This is a genomic window from Streptomyces sp. NPDC025273, assembly GCF_040638585.1.
Taxonomy (GTDB): Bacteria; Actinomycetota; Actinomycetes; order Streptomycetales; family Streptomycetaceae; genus Streptomyces; species Streptomyces cinereorectus.
Map to the genome: position 1 here is coordinate 254,296 of NZ_JBEZYP010000005.1, position 13,730 is coordinate 268,025.

Annotated in this window: 11 protein-coding genes; 6 read left to right on the plus strand and 5 right to left on the minus strand. The window is 74.7% G+C overall.

Going from position 1 to position 13,730, the window contains the following annotated elements; genetic code table 11:
• Positions 1-77: 77 nt before the first annotated feature.
• On the minus strand, positions 78-3,263 hold the full coding sequence (locus AB0F38_RS11930) for a molecular chaperone Hsp90 (RefSeq protein WP_361890467.1): 3,186 nt from the start codon (positions 3,261-3,263) through the stop codon (positions 78-80).
• Positions 3,264-3,588: 325 nt separating this feature from the next.
• Positions 3,589-4,521: a DUF3027 domain-containing protein gene (locus AB0F38_RS11935; protein ID WP_361890470.1), complete on the minus strand. Its 933-nt coding sequence runs from the start codon at positions 4,519-4,521 to the stop codon at positions 3,589-3,591.
• Positions 4,522-4,972: 451 nt separating this feature from the next.
• Between AB0F38_RS11935 and AB0F38_RS11940 the strand changes: the two genes are divergently transcribed.
• The 4 genes from AB0F38_RS11940 to AB0F38_RS11955 are packed head-to-tail and all read left to right on the plus strand — an operon-like array spanning position 4,973 to position 8,532.
• Positions 4,973-6,418 (plus strand): MFS transporter, encoded by a 1,446-nt coding sequence (locus AB0F38_RS11940; protein WP_361890473.1) that lies wholly within the window; start codon positions 4,973-4,975, stop codon positions 6,416-6,418.
• 27 nt (positions 6,419-6,445) lie between these two features.
• The gene (locus tag AB0F38_RS11945) at positions 6,446-6,928 is read left to right on the plus strand and encodes a DUF2771 domain-containing protein (protein WP_361890476.1); all 483 of its coding nucleotides are present in this window, start codon (positions 6,446-6,448) and stop codon (positions 6,926-6,928) included.
• 28 nt (positions 6,929-6,956) lie between these two features.
• Positions 6,957-7,667 carry a futalosine hydrolase gene (locus tag AB0F38_RS11950; RefSeq protein ID WP_361890479.1) on the plus strand — a complete coding sequence of 237 codons (711 nt, stop codon included), beginning with the start codon at positions 6,957-6,959 and terminating at the stop codon, positions 7,665-7,667.
• The gene (locus tag AB0F38_RS11955; protein WP_361890482.1) at positions 7,648-8,532 is read left to right on the plus strand and encodes a 1,4-dihydroxy-6-naphthoate synthase; all 885 of its coding nucleotides are present in this window, start codon (positions 7,648-7,650) and stop codon (positions 8,530-8,532) included. Before AB0F38_RS11950 ends, AB0F38_RS11955 begins: the two co-directional genes overlap by 20 nt.
• A 62-nt stretch (positions 8,533-8,594) precedes the next feature.
• Here AB0F38_RS11955 and AB0F38_RS11960 read toward each other — a convergent pair whose 3' ends face one another.
• A complete protein-coding gene (locus AB0F38_RS11960) occupies positions 8,595-8,978 on the minus strand; it encodes a cold-shock protein (RefSeq protein ID WP_056797121.1) in 384 nt (127 codons plus the stop codon).
• A 168-nt stretch (positions 8,979-9,146) separates the two neighbouring features.
• Here AB0F38_RS11960 and AB0F38_RS11965 point away from each other — a divergent pair, with 168 nt between their 5' ends.
• Complete coding sequence (locus tag AB0F38_RS11965; RefSeq protein WP_361890484.1) at positions 9,147-9,383, plus strand: hypothetical protein; 237 nt, start codon at positions 9,147-9,149, stop codon at positions 9,381-9,383.
• A 9-nt stretch (positions 9,384-9,392) separates the two neighbouring features.
• Here AB0F38_RS11965 and AB0F38_RS11970 read toward each other — a convergent pair whose 3' ends face one another.
• Together AB0F38_RS11970 and AB0F38_RS11975 are read right to left on the minus strand one after the other, a co-directional pair.
• Positions 9,393-10,013: a haloacid dehalogenase-like hydrolase gene (locus tag AB0F38_RS11970; protein ID WP_361890486.1), complete on the minus strand. Its 621-nt coding sequence runs from the start codon at positions 10,011-10,013 to the stop codon at positions 9,393-9,395.
• Positions 10,014-10,068: 55 nt separating this feature from the next.
• Positions 10,069-11,169 carry a hypothetical protein gene (locus tag AB0F38_RS11975; RefSeq protein WP_361890489.1) on the minus strand — a complete coding sequence of 367 codons (1,101 nt, stop codon included), beginning with the start codon at positions 11,167-11,169 and terminating at the stop codon, positions 10,069-10,071.
• 64 nt (positions 11,170-11,233) lie between these two features.
• Here AB0F38_RS11975 and AB0F38_RS11980 point away from each other — a divergent pair, with 64 nt between their 5' ends.
• A complete protein-coding gene (locus tag AB0F38_RS11980) occupies positions 11,234-13,699 on the plus strand; it encodes a helicase C-terminal domain-containing protein (protein ID WP_361890492.1) in 2,466 nt (821 codons plus the stop codon).
• Positions 13,700-13,730 lie beyond the last annotated feature (31 nt).

Genomic DNA, 13,730 nt, shown 5'->3' on the forward strand with positions numbered 1-13,730 from the left:
GTGACTCGTCAGATCAGACGGGTTTCACATGTGAATGGTTGTGGGACAAAACGACTTTCCTGTGAAGATCACAGAACTCAGTCGAACCAGCGGTCCCGGGCCAGCTCCTCGGTGCGCGAAGGATCCTCCAGCAGCGCGGCCACCTCGAAGCGGCGCGGCCACTGGCCGGCCGCCCACGCGAGACCCGCCGCCACACCCTCCAGCGTGGACGCGTGGACCACCCCGTCCTGGGTGCGGCGCCAGTCCAGCTCGACCCCGCCCGCGCGCAGTTCACCGTGCTCGACGTACGTGTCCGGGGTCCCCGCACCGAGCAGGATCCGCACCGCCTCGGGCACCCGGTGCTCCTCGCCCTCCGTCGTCACCTCCGCCTCGATGCTCTCGCCGAGCCGCCGCACCTGGAGCAGCTCCGCCAGCTCGGCCGCGCGGGCCGGGGCCACCGGCAGCAGCGGAAGCCCCGCGGTCAGCGGCAGCACGTCCGGCGCGTCGGCGATGACGGCGTCGGAGGCGTCGACCACCCGCACCTCGTCGTCGACGACGGCCCGCAACTCGTCGGGCAGCGTGACCTGGTCGGGGTCCAGCTCGGCCAGGGCCGTGTAGAGCGAGTGCAGCTGCACGGGGCCGACAGGGCGGTCCTCGTCCGCCAGCCGGCCCAGCAGCTCGGCCGCGCCCCCCGGCTCGTCCAGGAGGGCGGCCACCGACGTCCGTACGCCCAGGGCGCGCAGCACCTGGGCGTCGTCGAAGCCCGTCGCGTCGACGGAGTCGTACAGCCCCGCCAGGCGCGGGTCGCCGCCCGCCGCGCGCAGACCTGCCGGACGGCGGCCGTCGAGCACGGGGTGGTCACGCAGCCACCAGGCGGTGTAGGGACGCACGGACTGCGTCGTACCGTCCGGGAGCAGGACGCGTACCGGCTGGGTCAGCGCGTCGCGCAGCGGCGGGCGGGCGAGCATCGCCAGCGCCTGCGGCCAGGCGTCGTCGTCGACGAGGTCCAGATCACGCACGGCGACGAGCTCCGTGGCGACGGGCGGCACCGGTGTGTCCGGCAGCTGGTCCAGGACGTCCTCGCACCACACGTCGACGGCGTCGAGCAGCCCGGCGTCGTCCGGCTCGGCGAAGTCGGTGTCACGGGGCTCCAGTTCGTCCGGGTCCAGGACCACGTCGGTGGCCCGTACGAGGGCGAAGGTGGCCAGCACCCCACAGGCGGTCAGCGGCCGCTCGCCCCAGCGACCGGCCAGCTCCGCGTCGCACAGGGCGAGTTCACCCTCGCGCATGACCTGGGCGAACGGGCTTCCGGGCAGCACGAGTTCACCCGCGGGCGCGGGTTCGCCGTCCTCGTCGGGCAGTGCGAGGGCACCCAGCCAGGGCTCCTCACCGGGGTCGAGATCCGCGTCCCGCACCAGTGTGAGGACGGTCTCGACGAGCTCGTCCCCGTCCAGGGCGTCCTCGTCCCAGATCTCGCCCGCGTCCAGCGAGCCCGCCACGGCGGCACGGACCTGCGGGGTCGTCAGGACGGCGCGAGGAGTGGCGGGCAGGGCGCCCAGCTTCTCCAGCAGCGGATGGGCGGCGTCCGGGTGGGCCACCTTCAGCCCGAGCCGGGCCAGCCGGGCGAGGACCGGGGCGGTCAGCGCGTCGGGGAGCGGAAGGAGGACCTGCCGCGGACCGATGGCCGTGCGGGGCGCGGCGTCGGCGGCCCCCTCCCCGGCGAGCGGCACCGGAAGCCCGGAGAGGCGGTCGGGGTCGACGCCGGACAGGCTGTCGTACAGCCGCCGCCACCAGTCCGCGGCCCGCTCCAGACCGGCCAGGCGGTCGATGGCCTCGGTCAGCGGGACGCGGGCGACTCCGAGCGTGCGGAGCTCCGTACGGCGCTCCAGGCCCGCCGGCAGCAGGCAGGGCAGGACCTCGGCGAGGACCCGTACCGTCTGGGCACCCACGCCCTCGACGACCTCGGCCTCGATGGGCCGCAGCGCGCTCGTCGCCGGGCGGGGCGCCCCCGCTCCGGCGTCCTCCCAGTCCTCCCACGCGGGCTCGGCGGCCGGATCCCGGGGCGCGGCGGGCTCCAGGAACGCGATCCGCGGCAGCCGCTCCAGGATCGCGGCCCGCAGCGCACCGTCCAGCGGCCCCTTGCCGAGCGGGCCGGGCACGAGCGCGATCGTGGCGACCGACACGGGCTCCCACCCGGCGAGGAGCTCCGCGTACGCGTCGGCCGCGCGCTGCACCAGGAAGTCGGTCAGCGGGCCCGGCGCGGGGTGGCGGCGGGTGGTGTCGAGCGGCAACGAGGCGATGAGCAGCGCGGGTACGCCGAGGGGCTCGTCGGTGGGCGTCGGCGCGTGCACGACAGGAGCGGTACGGGGGTTCTCGGGCGCCCCGTCCTGGCCGACGGGCACGGCCCACGTGACCGACCAGTGCGGCCGCAGCCGCTCCTCGACGGGGCGGTCGGCCAGCAGGGAGGGCTCGACGGGCCCCTGGCGGGCGACGGTGCGCCAGCGGTGGAGCCCGTGCGCGGAGTCCTCGACGTGCGTGTACGGGCCGTGCTGCGAGCGGTGCAGCGTCCGCACGCCGTCCGGAGTCTCGATGACGACCTCGTCGAGGCCGGGAAGGGTGAGCAGGAGCGCGTCGTCGACTCCGGCGAGCAGCCGCCCGACGAGGTCCTCGGCGACGCCGTCGCGGAGCGGCAGGACGACGACCGTGTCGTACCCGTCGGGCGCGGTGCCTTCGGCGGGCAGCGGGAGCCGGAGCAGCGGGACGTGGCCGTCGCGGCGGCGGAGCTCGTCCCCGAGACCGGGGCTGCCGACGGCGGCCTGCCGGGCGAGGTCGCGGGCCTCCGCGAGGGACCAGCGGACGCCGCCGTGCCGCCCGATGACAGCGGGCTCGTCGGTGACCGCGAGCACGGCGGCGAAGCCGACGCCGAACCGTCCGACGGACGACTCGTGGCCCTCGCGCTTGGCCGAGGCCCGCAGCGTGCTCAGCGACTCGACGCCGGTCGCGTCGAGGGGTGCGCCGCTGTTGGCGGCGGCGAGGACGGCGGGACCGTCTCCCGCCGCGTGCAGGGTGAGACGGAGCCGGCCGGGGACTCCCGCGCGGGCGGCGGCGTCGGCGGCGTTCTGGGCCAGCTCGACGACGAGACGGTCCCGGTAGCCACCGAGGACGAGGTCCTCCTCGGCGTTGGCGTCCTCCCGGAAGCGGGCAGGACCGGCGCCCCAGGCGTCGAGCACGCCGCGCCGCAGCCGCGCCGTCCCGAACGGATCGGCCCCCTCGGTCGCATTCATGCTCACGCTCGTAACTCCGCTCTTCCGGTGACCCGTGACGCCCAGTGTGCGCCCGAAGGTACCGCGAGCGGAGCCGCCTCCACGGGCAGGGCGCCGGACGGGACGGATCCGGCCGCACGGCACAACGGGCGGGGCAGGCCCGTCAGCCGGACCGGACCGGGGCACCCCGAAAAGCCCGTCCGGCGCTCGGGGACAAGTCCGTGACCGCCGGGAAGGCCCGGACCGGAGCCCCACCGAGCCCGTCCGGCGCCCGCCGTCACCGGGGCGCCCGGGACCCTGCGATGCCCGGGCACCGCGAGCCCGGACCCCACAGTGGCCAGGAGCGTCAGGAGTGGCCCAGATCCTCCGTCGGCCCGTCCGCCTGGGCCGGCACCGAACCGGAGTCGTCCGCCGGACGCAACTGGTAGTCGTCCACCTGCAACGTGTCCAGCGCGTGCGGCGTCGGCTTCGCCTTCGGCATCACCGCGGCCTCGGAGTGCCCCCCGCAGCCGTAGGCCAGCGAGACCACCCGGCCGTCCGCCGGAGCGAACTCGTTCGCGCACACCCCGAAGGCCTGCTTCAGCGAACCCGCCATCGGCACCAGGAACGCACAGGTGACGCAGGACGCCGGCGCGGCCTGCGCCATCGGCGTCTTCGCGCCGAACTCCTCGTCCCACCGGTCCGCCGCCAGCCGCAGTCCGTACCGGGACAGCACCCGCGCCCGCCGCGTGCCGAGCTCCTCCGCGACCGAGGCGATCGAGCCGCGGGTCGTCACCGCGGGCCGGATCGTCAGCTCCGCGTCCTCCGCGTCGATGAGGGCCGCGAGCTCCTGGGACACCTCGGAGACCGCCGAGTTCGGCAGGGGCTCGTCCTCGCCCGTGTAACCGGGCTCCAGGCGCGGGTCCTCCGCCTCGGTGGGCAGCAGGTCGCCGGGTCCCATGTCGCCGGGCCGAAGCCGCTCGCTCCAGGGCACCCACTCGGGGGCGAGGAGCGCGTCGGACCCCGGCAGCAGCACCGTTTCGTCAAGGGTGACGTTCTTGGCGCGGGAGGCCCTGGCGACCGTCACCGCCCAGCGCCAGCCCCGGTATCCGGGCTCCTCGCACGCGAAGTAGTGCGTGACGACCCGGTCCCCCTCGGAGACCAGGGCCACATGTTCACCGACCTCACCGGGCCAGGCGGCTTCCTCGGCCGCCTCGCGCGCGAGGTCTACCGCCTCGGCACACAGACGGTCAGGGGCGGGGGTACGGGCCGTACGGCTTCGCGTCGTCGCAGCACTCACAGGTCTCGCTTCTCTCCATACGCCGTCTCACGAGCGCGCCAGCAGCCCATCGATGTCCGATTTCAGCCATGACAGTCGTGGGCGGAGCGGACCTGGGGGCCGCGTCGACGTCCACACCCGTTGTGCCTGCCTCGGGCGCGCCTTCTGCCATCCATTCTGCGGGATCGCGGAGAGGCGCGCGGCCAAGAACAACCGCTGGTGGCGCGTGAGTGCACGCTACCCTCTCCGCCGCCCCGCGCCCACCTGCCCGTCCCAAACAGGACCGGAACAGTTCCGGATCCACGACCGGGCCGGGGCGGAGAAGGGCGGACCGGGCACGGCGACCCCCCTGCTCCACGTGCCCGGTCCGCACGCCCGTCCCCCGCCGGATCACTCACCCGTAGGGGAGTCCCTCGCCGCGCCCCGGCCCGATCATGGTTCGGGACGGCGGGGCGTGGGGCACTATGACCACGTGGCTGCCGCCAGGTCCTCCGACGGGTCCGGCCCGCTCCGCAGAGGGGGCCGGGCGATGGGCCGTGCCCTGCGGGCCCCGTTCACGGGCACCGCGAAGGGGATCCGGAAGGCGACCCACGCCCATGGGGCCGGCGAGTCCGGCCTCGGCAAGCTCATCGAGCTGCACGCGGTCAACGGGGCGGGTGACGTCATGATCACCGTGGCGCTCGCCTCCACCGTGTTCTTCTCCGTGCCGACGGACGAGGCGCGGGGCCGCGTCGCCCTGTACCTCGCCGTCACGATGGCCCCCTTCACCCTCCTCGCCCCGGTGATCGGCCCGCTCCTGGACCGTCTGCCGCACGGCCGCCGGGCCGCGATGGCCGGTGCGATGTTCGCCCGGGCGGTGCTCGCGATCACCATGTCGGGGGCGGTCGCGACGGGCGGCCTGGAGCTGTATCCGGCGGCGCTGGGCGTCCTGGTGTCCTCCAAGGCGTACGGCGTCGTGAGAAGCGCCGTCGTACCCCGGCTCCTGCCACCACGCTTCTCCTTGGTGAAGGCCAATTCGCGGGTCACCCTGGCCGGCCTGCTGGCGACGGGGGTGGCGGCCCCGATCGGGGCCGGGCTCCAGATGATCGGATCGGCCTGGCCGCTCTACGGCGCCTGTGTGATCTTCCTCGGCGGGACGGTGCTCGCCTTCACCCTGCCGCACAAGGTCGACTCCGCGAAGGGCGAGCGCAAGGCCCGCCTCGTCGTCCCGCACGGCGAGGAGGTCCCCCCGGCACCCGGCCCGGGCAGCACGAGGGCCGACGGGGGGAGGAACGGCAGGAACAGGAGGAGGAACGGGAACAAGGACGCCCGGGAGAGGCCTCCGGGGCTGCGGTCCGTCGGGCCGTCCGTGCTGCACGGCCTCCAGGCGAACGCCTCGCACCGCGCCCTCTCCGGTTTCCTGATCTTCTTCCTCGCGTTCCTGCTGCGCGAGCACCCGCTCGCCGGGCAGAGCGCCGCCGTGTCGCTCGGCATCGTGGGCGTCGCGGCCGGGGTCGGCAACGCCTGCGGTACGGCGGTGGGGTCCTGGCTCAGGGCCCGTGGCCCCGAGGTGATCATCGCGACGGTTCTGGGGCTCGCCCTGGGCGTCGCCGTGCTCGCCGCCGTGTTCTTCAGCACCCTGATGGTCGCCGCGCTGGGCGCGGTCGCCGGATTCACCCAGGCCCTGTCGAAGCTGTCGCTGGACGCCATGATCCAGCGGGACGTGCCGGAGGAGGTGCGCACGTCCGCGTTCGCCCGGTCCGAGACCCTTCTCCAGATGTCCTGGGTGGTCGGCGGCGCCATCGGTATCGCCCTCCCCCTCAACGGATCACTCGGCATGTCCGTCGCCGCCGGCATCCTCGCCCTCGGCGCCACCGCCTCCGTACGGGGTCTCCTGGGCGCCGCGCGGCGCGGCTCACCGCACCCCCGCGTGGCATGAGCGGTGACGACCGATAACCTTCGGCCCATGACCGTTCCGTTCTTCTCCGGTAAGAGCCGTCGAATCGGCGTCGCTCTCGGTGCCGTGTCCGCGGGGCTCCTTGTCCTGTCCGCCTGCGACAAGCCGACGCCGCTCGCCACCGTGACGGTCGGCGACAACTCGGTGAGCACCGAGGCCACCTGTTACAACGACGGCAAGGCCCTCAAGGAGTCCGAGATCCAGGGCTGCCTCAACAAGAAGGCGGAGAAGTCCGTCAAGGTCGCGATGGACGACAAGGTCCGCTTCGGCGTCGACCCCGAGATCGCCGACCACGGCTGGACCCTGTTCATCAACGGCCAGCAGGCCGAGCAGGAGCCGTACAAGAAGACCTACCGCTCGATCCCCGGCAGCGCCTTCTTCGCCAGCCAGACCGGCGAGCAGGCCGCGTCCAAGACGCAGATCAGCATCGTCGAGGCCAAGGGTCAGAAGCTCACGGGCGTCTGGCACTTCGAGCTCAAGAAGACTTCCTGATCCCCTGAACCCCTGAAGGACCACCGCTGTGCGGGTGCTCGTCGTGACCGCCGTCCCGGCCGAACGGGACGCGGTCACGCGCGCGTTCGGGGGGACGCCGCGGGTGCGTGAGGTGCCGGGCGCCCAGGTGCACCGCGCCGGTCCGTTCGACGTCCTCGCAGGCGGCGCGGGTCCGGCCGCCGCGGCGGCGGCCGCCGCCTTCGCGCTCGCCTCCGCACCTCCCCGCGAGCCGTACGGCCTCGTCGTGTCGGCGGGCATCGGCGGCGGCTTCTCCCCCGTCGCACCCGTCGGCACCCTCGTCGTGGCCACCGGCATCGTCGCCGCCGATCTGGGCGCCGAGACCCCGGACGGCTTCGTGCCCGTCACCGCTCTCGGCTTCGGCAGGGACACGTTCCTGCCGCCCGCCGCCCTCGTCCGGGACGTGGTCGAGGCCACCGGCGCCGTGCCCGGCCCCGTGCTCACCGTCTCCACCGTGACCGGCAGCGCCGCCCGCACCGCCGCGCTGCTGACCGCGCATCCCGGGGCGGTCGCGGAGGCCATGGAGGGCTTCGGCGTCGCCGAGGCCGCGGCACGGCTCGGCGTACCGGTGCTCGAGATCCGGGCCGTGTCGAACGCCGTGGGCCCGCGCGACCGGGACGCCTGGCGCATCGGCGAGGCCCTGGCCGTGCTCACCGAGGCGTTCGGGAAGACCGCACCTGTAGTGGAAGGCTGGACCCACCATGACCGACACCGTGACTGACTCCGCAGCGGCACCGGGTGCGAAGCTGCGGATCGCCTTCTCGCCGTGCCCGAACGACACCTTCGTCTTCGACGCCTGGGCGCACGGAAGGGTCCCCGGCGCGCCCGCCCTCGATGTCACCTTCGCCGACATCGATCTCACCAACGGCATGGCGGAGCGCGGAGAGTTCGACGTGCTGAAGGTCTCGTACGCCGTCCTGCCGTGGGTGCTCGACGAGTACGCCCTGCTGCCGTGCGGCGGCGCGCTGGGGCGGGGCTGCGGGCCGCTCGTCCTCACGAAGGGGCCGGGCACGGACCTGACGGGCAGGACGGTCGCCGTGCCGAGCGAGCGCTCCACCGCGTATCTGCTGTTCAGGCTCTGGGCGGCGGAGAGGGTGCCGGGCGGTGTGGGCAAGATCGTCGTCCTCCCGTTCGACGAGATCATGCCCGCGGTACGCGACGGCCGGGTGGACGCCGGCCTCGTGATCCACGAGGCCCGCTTCACGTACCGGAACTACGGCCTCCACAGCCTCGCCGACATGGGCGAGCACTGGGAGTCGACCACCGGCCTGCCGATCCCGCTCGGGGCGATCATCGCCAAGCGGTCGCTGGGCGGGCGGATGCTGCAGGATCTGGCGGACGCGGTCCGCACGTCGGTGCGGATGGCCTGGGACGACCCGGAGCAGTCACGTCCGTACGTCCTGGAGCACGCCCAGGAGATGGACCCCGCCGTGGCGGACCAGCACATCGGGCTCTACGTCAACGAGTTCACCGCGGACCTCGGCGAGAACGGCTACGCGGCGATCCGCGGCCTGCTGACCCGTGCGGCGGCCGAAGGGCTCGTACCGCCGCTGGGTCCGGACGCGCTGTCCTTCGGCGCCCGCTGACCCGACGGACCGCGCCCGACGGCGGCCGGACCGCGCGCCGGGCGGCGGCCGCCCCGGCCGGCTCAGACGTCGAGCTGGTCAGCGACCGCCCTCAGCAGGCCCGCGATCTTCGCACCCGACGCCTTGTCGGGGTAGCGGCCCCGCTCCAGCATCGGCGTGATGTTCTCCAGGAGCGTCGTCAGGTCCTGCACGATCGACGCCAGCTCGTCCGGCTTGCGCCGCTGCGCAGCCGCGACGGACGGGGTCGGGTCGAGGATCACCACGGAGAGGGCCTGGTCACCGCGCTGGCCGGCGACCACACCGAATTCGACGCGCTGACCGGGCTTGAGGGCATCCACACCGGCCGGGAGTACGGACGAGTGGACGAAGACGTCGGCTCCGTCGTCGCGCGAAAGGAAGCCGAAGCCCTTTTCCGAATTGAACCATTTGACCTTACCCGTGGGCACGTCTGTCCTCGTCCTCGTACTCGTCGGTGCGCGGCGGAGCCGCGGAAACGGCTCCGGATAGCAGTACAGCGGGTCTCCACGACCCGCCTGTCCCAAGGCTAATGGCCCAGGGGCCGGAGACACGACGTCGCCGATCGGTTCCGCCGAGGTGGGAACTACCCTGGCCGGGTGACTACTACTCCTTCCGGCGCCGGCGACCGGCTCGTACAGGTCGGCGCGATCGTCTTCTTCATCGGCGCACTGGCCACACTGGTCACCGTGGCCCCGCTGTTCCTGGGTACCGATCCGTTCCCGTCCGTCGCTTATGCGGTGTGCATGCTGATGGGACTGGGCTTCCTCATCGCCGCGGCGGGGGTGGTGCGGTCGGTGTGGATGAGCTCCCCGAAGCGCACCGCCACCCGCTAGGCGGGCCCGTCAGCGACCTCCCGCGAAGGTCCGCAGCCACTCCGGGAACGCCGTGAGATTTGGCAGGATCACGTCGGCACCGGCCGCCCGCAGCGCGTCCGCGTCGCACGGTCCCGTCGTGACGCCGACCGACACGGCGTTCGCGGCGCGTGCCCCGCGCACGTCCCCGGTGTGGTCCCCGACGTAGACGTGGGCGCCGTGCTCCAGGAGCGCCTCCGCCTTGCCCTCGGCCCAGAGCCCGCCGATCAGCGCGTCCGGCTCGATACCCAGATGGGCGAGGTGCAGCTTCGCGTTCGGTTCGTACTTGGCCGTGACGACGAGCGCGCGCCCGCCGAGGGCCTGTACGGCCTCGACGGCCTCGCGGGCGCCCGGGAGCGCCGTCGTCGGTGTGATCGCGCGGTCGGGGTAGATCTCGCGGTACCGGTCGGCGGTCGCCGCGATCATCCCTGCCGGGAACCACCGCGCCAGCTCGTCCTCGAGCGGCGGGCCGAGCCGGCTGACGGCCAGGTCGGTGTCTATCGCGTACCCGGTCTCGGCGGACAGGGCGAGGTAGGCGGCCCTGATTCCGGGCCGCGAGTCGATGAGCGTCATGTCGAGGTCGAAGCCGACCGTCGGGGCGTGTGAGGGCATGGAGCCATTGTGCCGAGGGGCCGGCCGATGCCGGCCCCGACGCAGCCCGCGCCCCTCACCCCCGCAGCCGCCGCGCACGCCACACCAGGTACACCGCCGACGCCACCGCGGCCGTGCGCAGGACCACCGGCCAGGCCTCGGTCATCGCGTCCCCCATCGCGCCCTGCGCGAGGGGGCTGCCCCAGCGGCCCGTCATGCGGCCCCACAGCCAGACGAAGGCCCCGGCCACCACCACACCCGGCAGGCCCATCGCGATCCACTTCGCCTCCGCACGCGAGATCCGCCGCGAGCTGTACGCCAGCAGCCAGCCGGCCGCGAGGGCGATCCATGAGCCCAGCACCGCCCCGGCCACCAGCAGGGCGGCGGCCAGAAGCAGGAACGGGTTTCCGAGGCCGGTCCTCCCGGCGGGTGCCGGGGCGGGAGCAGGCGCGGCGGCGGGCCCGCGGCGGCGCAGCCGCAGCCGCCGGGGGGCCGGGGCGGCCTCCTGCCCGGTCGCGTCCCCCGCCGCGGGCTCCGCATCCGGCGCCGGCTCGTCGACCGGCCGCCGGGGACGCAGCAGCTCCGGGCTCTCCAGCCCGCCCACGAACCCCAAAACGGCCGTGCCCGGATCGCCCTCGCCGAACGGCCCCGGCTCGATCCGCCACCACTCGGGCTCCCCGGAAGGCGTGCCCGCCTCGTCCATCCCCACCATGTGCGGCGCCGAGGCGGACGGCCAGCCGGGCACCGGGCCCTCGGCCCGGGCCTGCTCCCCGACCTGTTCCCCGGTCTCTTCCCCAGCCTCTTCCCCGGCCGGGCCGGCGTCCGACGCGCCCTTACGCAACGCGTCTTTCCGGAGCATCCCCCGCCGGGGCCGGGGCACCACGCGCGGCCTCACGGCGACCGCCTCCGGCTCGGCCGGCGGGGTGGGCGGCTCCACCGGTCCGTCGCCCGGCCCGGCAGCCGCGGCCACGAGTTCGTCCGGTGCGCCCAGCCGGCCGAGGATGCGCCGGACCACTGCGGGAGAGTCCGAACCGTTCGTCCCGCGCTGCCGGTCGATCTCGCCCCGCAGCGTCGCGACGAGTCTCATCCGGGCGCCCGAGGACAGCTGTTGCTGCTGCGCCAGGTCACCGATCCGGCTCAGATAGTCGTAGACAAGCTGGTCGCTCTCGATCCCCACGCGTTGGTTCTCCCTCTACCCGCCCTGCCCCGACGGTAGCGTTCCAGGGGCTACCGTGGGACGGATGGGGACGACCACACCACCGCGCACGCTCGCCGAAGCCCTGCGCGCCCGGGGCGACGAATCGCTGGCGGGGCTGCTGCGTGCCCGCCCCGACCTGCTCAGCCCCGTGCCGAACGACATCACCCAGCTTGCGACGCGGGCCGGCACGCGGGCCTCCGTCATCCGTGCGCTGGAGCATCTCGACCGGTTCTCCCTGCAGACCGCCGAGGCGCTCGCCGTGGCGCCCGACCCCGCTCCCTACGAGGCACTGCTCGCGCTCCTCACCGGTGACGGCGAAGGGGACGGCGACGGGCGCGACGACGCCGGTGCGGCGATCACCGCCGCGCTGCCCGCCGCGCTCACGACCCTGCGCGAACAGGCCCTGGTCTGGGGCGAGGACGCACGGCTGCACCTCGTGCGCACCGCACGCGAGCTGCTCGCCCCGTCCCCGCAGCACCCGTCCCCCACCGGTCTCGGCCCGACCGTCGCCGAGGCGACGGCCGGGATGTCGCCGGGCAGGCTGCAGGAGATCCTGACCGCCGCCGGCCTGCCGGCCACCCATGACCCGGTCTCCGCCGTCGCCTCGCTGGCCGGTCTCTTCACGGACCGGACCAGGATGGCCGCGCTGCTGGACACCGCCCCCGTCGAGGCGCTGTCCGTGCTGGACCGGCTGGTGTGGGGCCCGCCGTACGGGGAGGTCACCCCGAATCCCGCCCCGCCCGTCCGATGGCTGCGCGACCGCGGCCTGTTGCTGCCCGTGTCGACCCGGACCGTGGTCCTGCCGCGCGAGGCCGCGCTGCACCTGCGGGCCGGCCGTGCCCACCGCGTACCCGAGCCCGTGCCGCCGGCCCTCGTGGCGGCGGCCGAGCGCGATCCCCAGGCCGTGGACGGAGCGGCGGCCGGCCAGGCCTTCACCGCGCTGTCCACCATCGAGGAGCTGCTGAAGCTCTGGAACAACGGCGGCCCGGCCATCCTCCGCGCGGGCGGCCTGAGCGTGCGCGAACTGAAGCGGGTCGCCGGCGCCCTGGACGTGTCCGAGCCGGTCGCCGCCTTCTGGGTCGAACTCGCCTACGCGGCCGGACTGCTGGCCGCCGACGGGGAGACCGACGAGCGGTACGCGGCGACGCCCGCGTACGACGACTGGCTCGAACTCCCCGCCCAGGACCGCTGGACCCGCCTCGCCGCCGCCTGGCTGGCCGCCACCCGCACCGCGGGCCTGGTCGGCGGCCAGGACGCCAAGGGCCGGGCGCTCTCCGCGCTCGGCCCCGAGCTGGACCGCTCGGCCGCTCCGGAGGTGCGCCGCCGGGTGCTGGCCCTGTTCGCCTCGCTCCCCCCGGGCACCGCACCCGACCCGCAGACCCTGCTGGCCCGGCTCCGCTGGGAACGGCCGCTGCGTACGGCCGCGTCCGGCGGGGCCCCGGCTTCCGGCGACATCTCCGACCTGCGCTCCCGGCTCGCCCTGTGGACGGTCAACGAGGCGGAGCTGCTCGGCGTCACCGGCCGCGGTGCCCTCTCCTCCCAGGCCCGGGCGCTTCTCGAACAGGGCCCCGGCGAGGCGGCCGCCCGCCTCGCCCCGCTCATCCCCGAGCCCCTCGGCCACGTCCTGCTCCAGGCCGACCTCACGGCGGTGGCCCCCGGCCCGCTGGAACGCCCGCTCGCCGAGATGCTCTCGGTGCTCGCGGACATCGAGTCCAAGGGCGGTGCGACGGTCTACCGCTTCACCCCCGGCTCCGTACGCCGGGCCCTGGACGCCGGCCAGGCCGCGTCCGACCTGCACACCTTCCTCGCCACGCACAGCCGTACGCCGGTGCCGCAGCCGCTGAGCTACCTCATCGACGACGTGGCCCGCCGGCACGGCCATCTGCGGATCGGCGCCGCCTCCGCGTACGTGCGCTGCGACGACGAGGCCGTCCTGAACGAGATCCTGGCCGACAAGCGCTCGGCCACCCTGCGGCTGCGCCGGCTCGCGCCGACCGTCCTGGCCGCCCAGACCGACCCGGGCTCGCTGCTGGAGGGTCTGCGCGAGATGGGGCACGCCCCGGCCGCCGAATCCGCCGAGGGCGATGTGCTGATCACCCGCGCGGGCGCCCGCCGCACCCCGCCCCGTACGGCCCCCGTCCCCGTCCCCGAGGGCCCGCCGGTCCCGGACACGACGCTGCTGAGCGCCGCGGTGCGGGCCATCAGGGCCGGTGACACGGCGGCGCGGGCCGTCCGCAAGGACACCCCGGACACGGCGGCGGCCGGCTCGCTGCCCCGCACGACTCCCGCCGAGACGCTCGCCACGGTGCAGGCCGCCGCGATGACCGGGTCCGCGGTGTGGATCGGCTACGTCAACGCGGACGGCGCGGCCAGCCAGCGGGTGATCGCCCCGGTCAAGGTCGAGGGCGGCTTCGTCACGGCGTACGACCACACGGCCGACGAGGTCCGCACGTATCCGCTGCACCGGATCACGGGCGTCGCGGAGCTGGCCGACGACGCGACCCCGTAGCCGACGGGCCCGGCGCGGAGGGCGCCCGACT

Coding starts and splice junctions, on each gene's coding strand:
- AB0F38_RS11930 (WP_361890467.1), bottom strand. CDS start 3,263: ATGAATGCGACCGAGGGGGCCGATCCGTTCGGGACGGCGCGGCTGCGG.
- AB0F38_RS11945 (WP_361890476.1), top strand. CDS start 6,446: ATGACCGTTCCGTTCTTCTCCGGTAAGAGCCGTCGAATCGGCGTCGCT.
- AB0F38_RS11955 (WP_361890482.1), top strand. CDS start 7,648: ATGACCGACACCGTGACTGACTCCGCAGCGGCACCGGGTGCGAAGCTG.
- AB0F38_RS11970 (WP_361890486.1), bottom strand. CDS start 10,013: ATGCCCTCACACGCCCCGACGGTCGGCTTCGACCTCGACATGACGCTC.
- AB0F38_RS11980 (WP_361890492.1), top strand. CDS start 11,234: ATGGGGACGACCACACCACCGCGCACGCTCGCCGAAGCCCTGCGCGCC.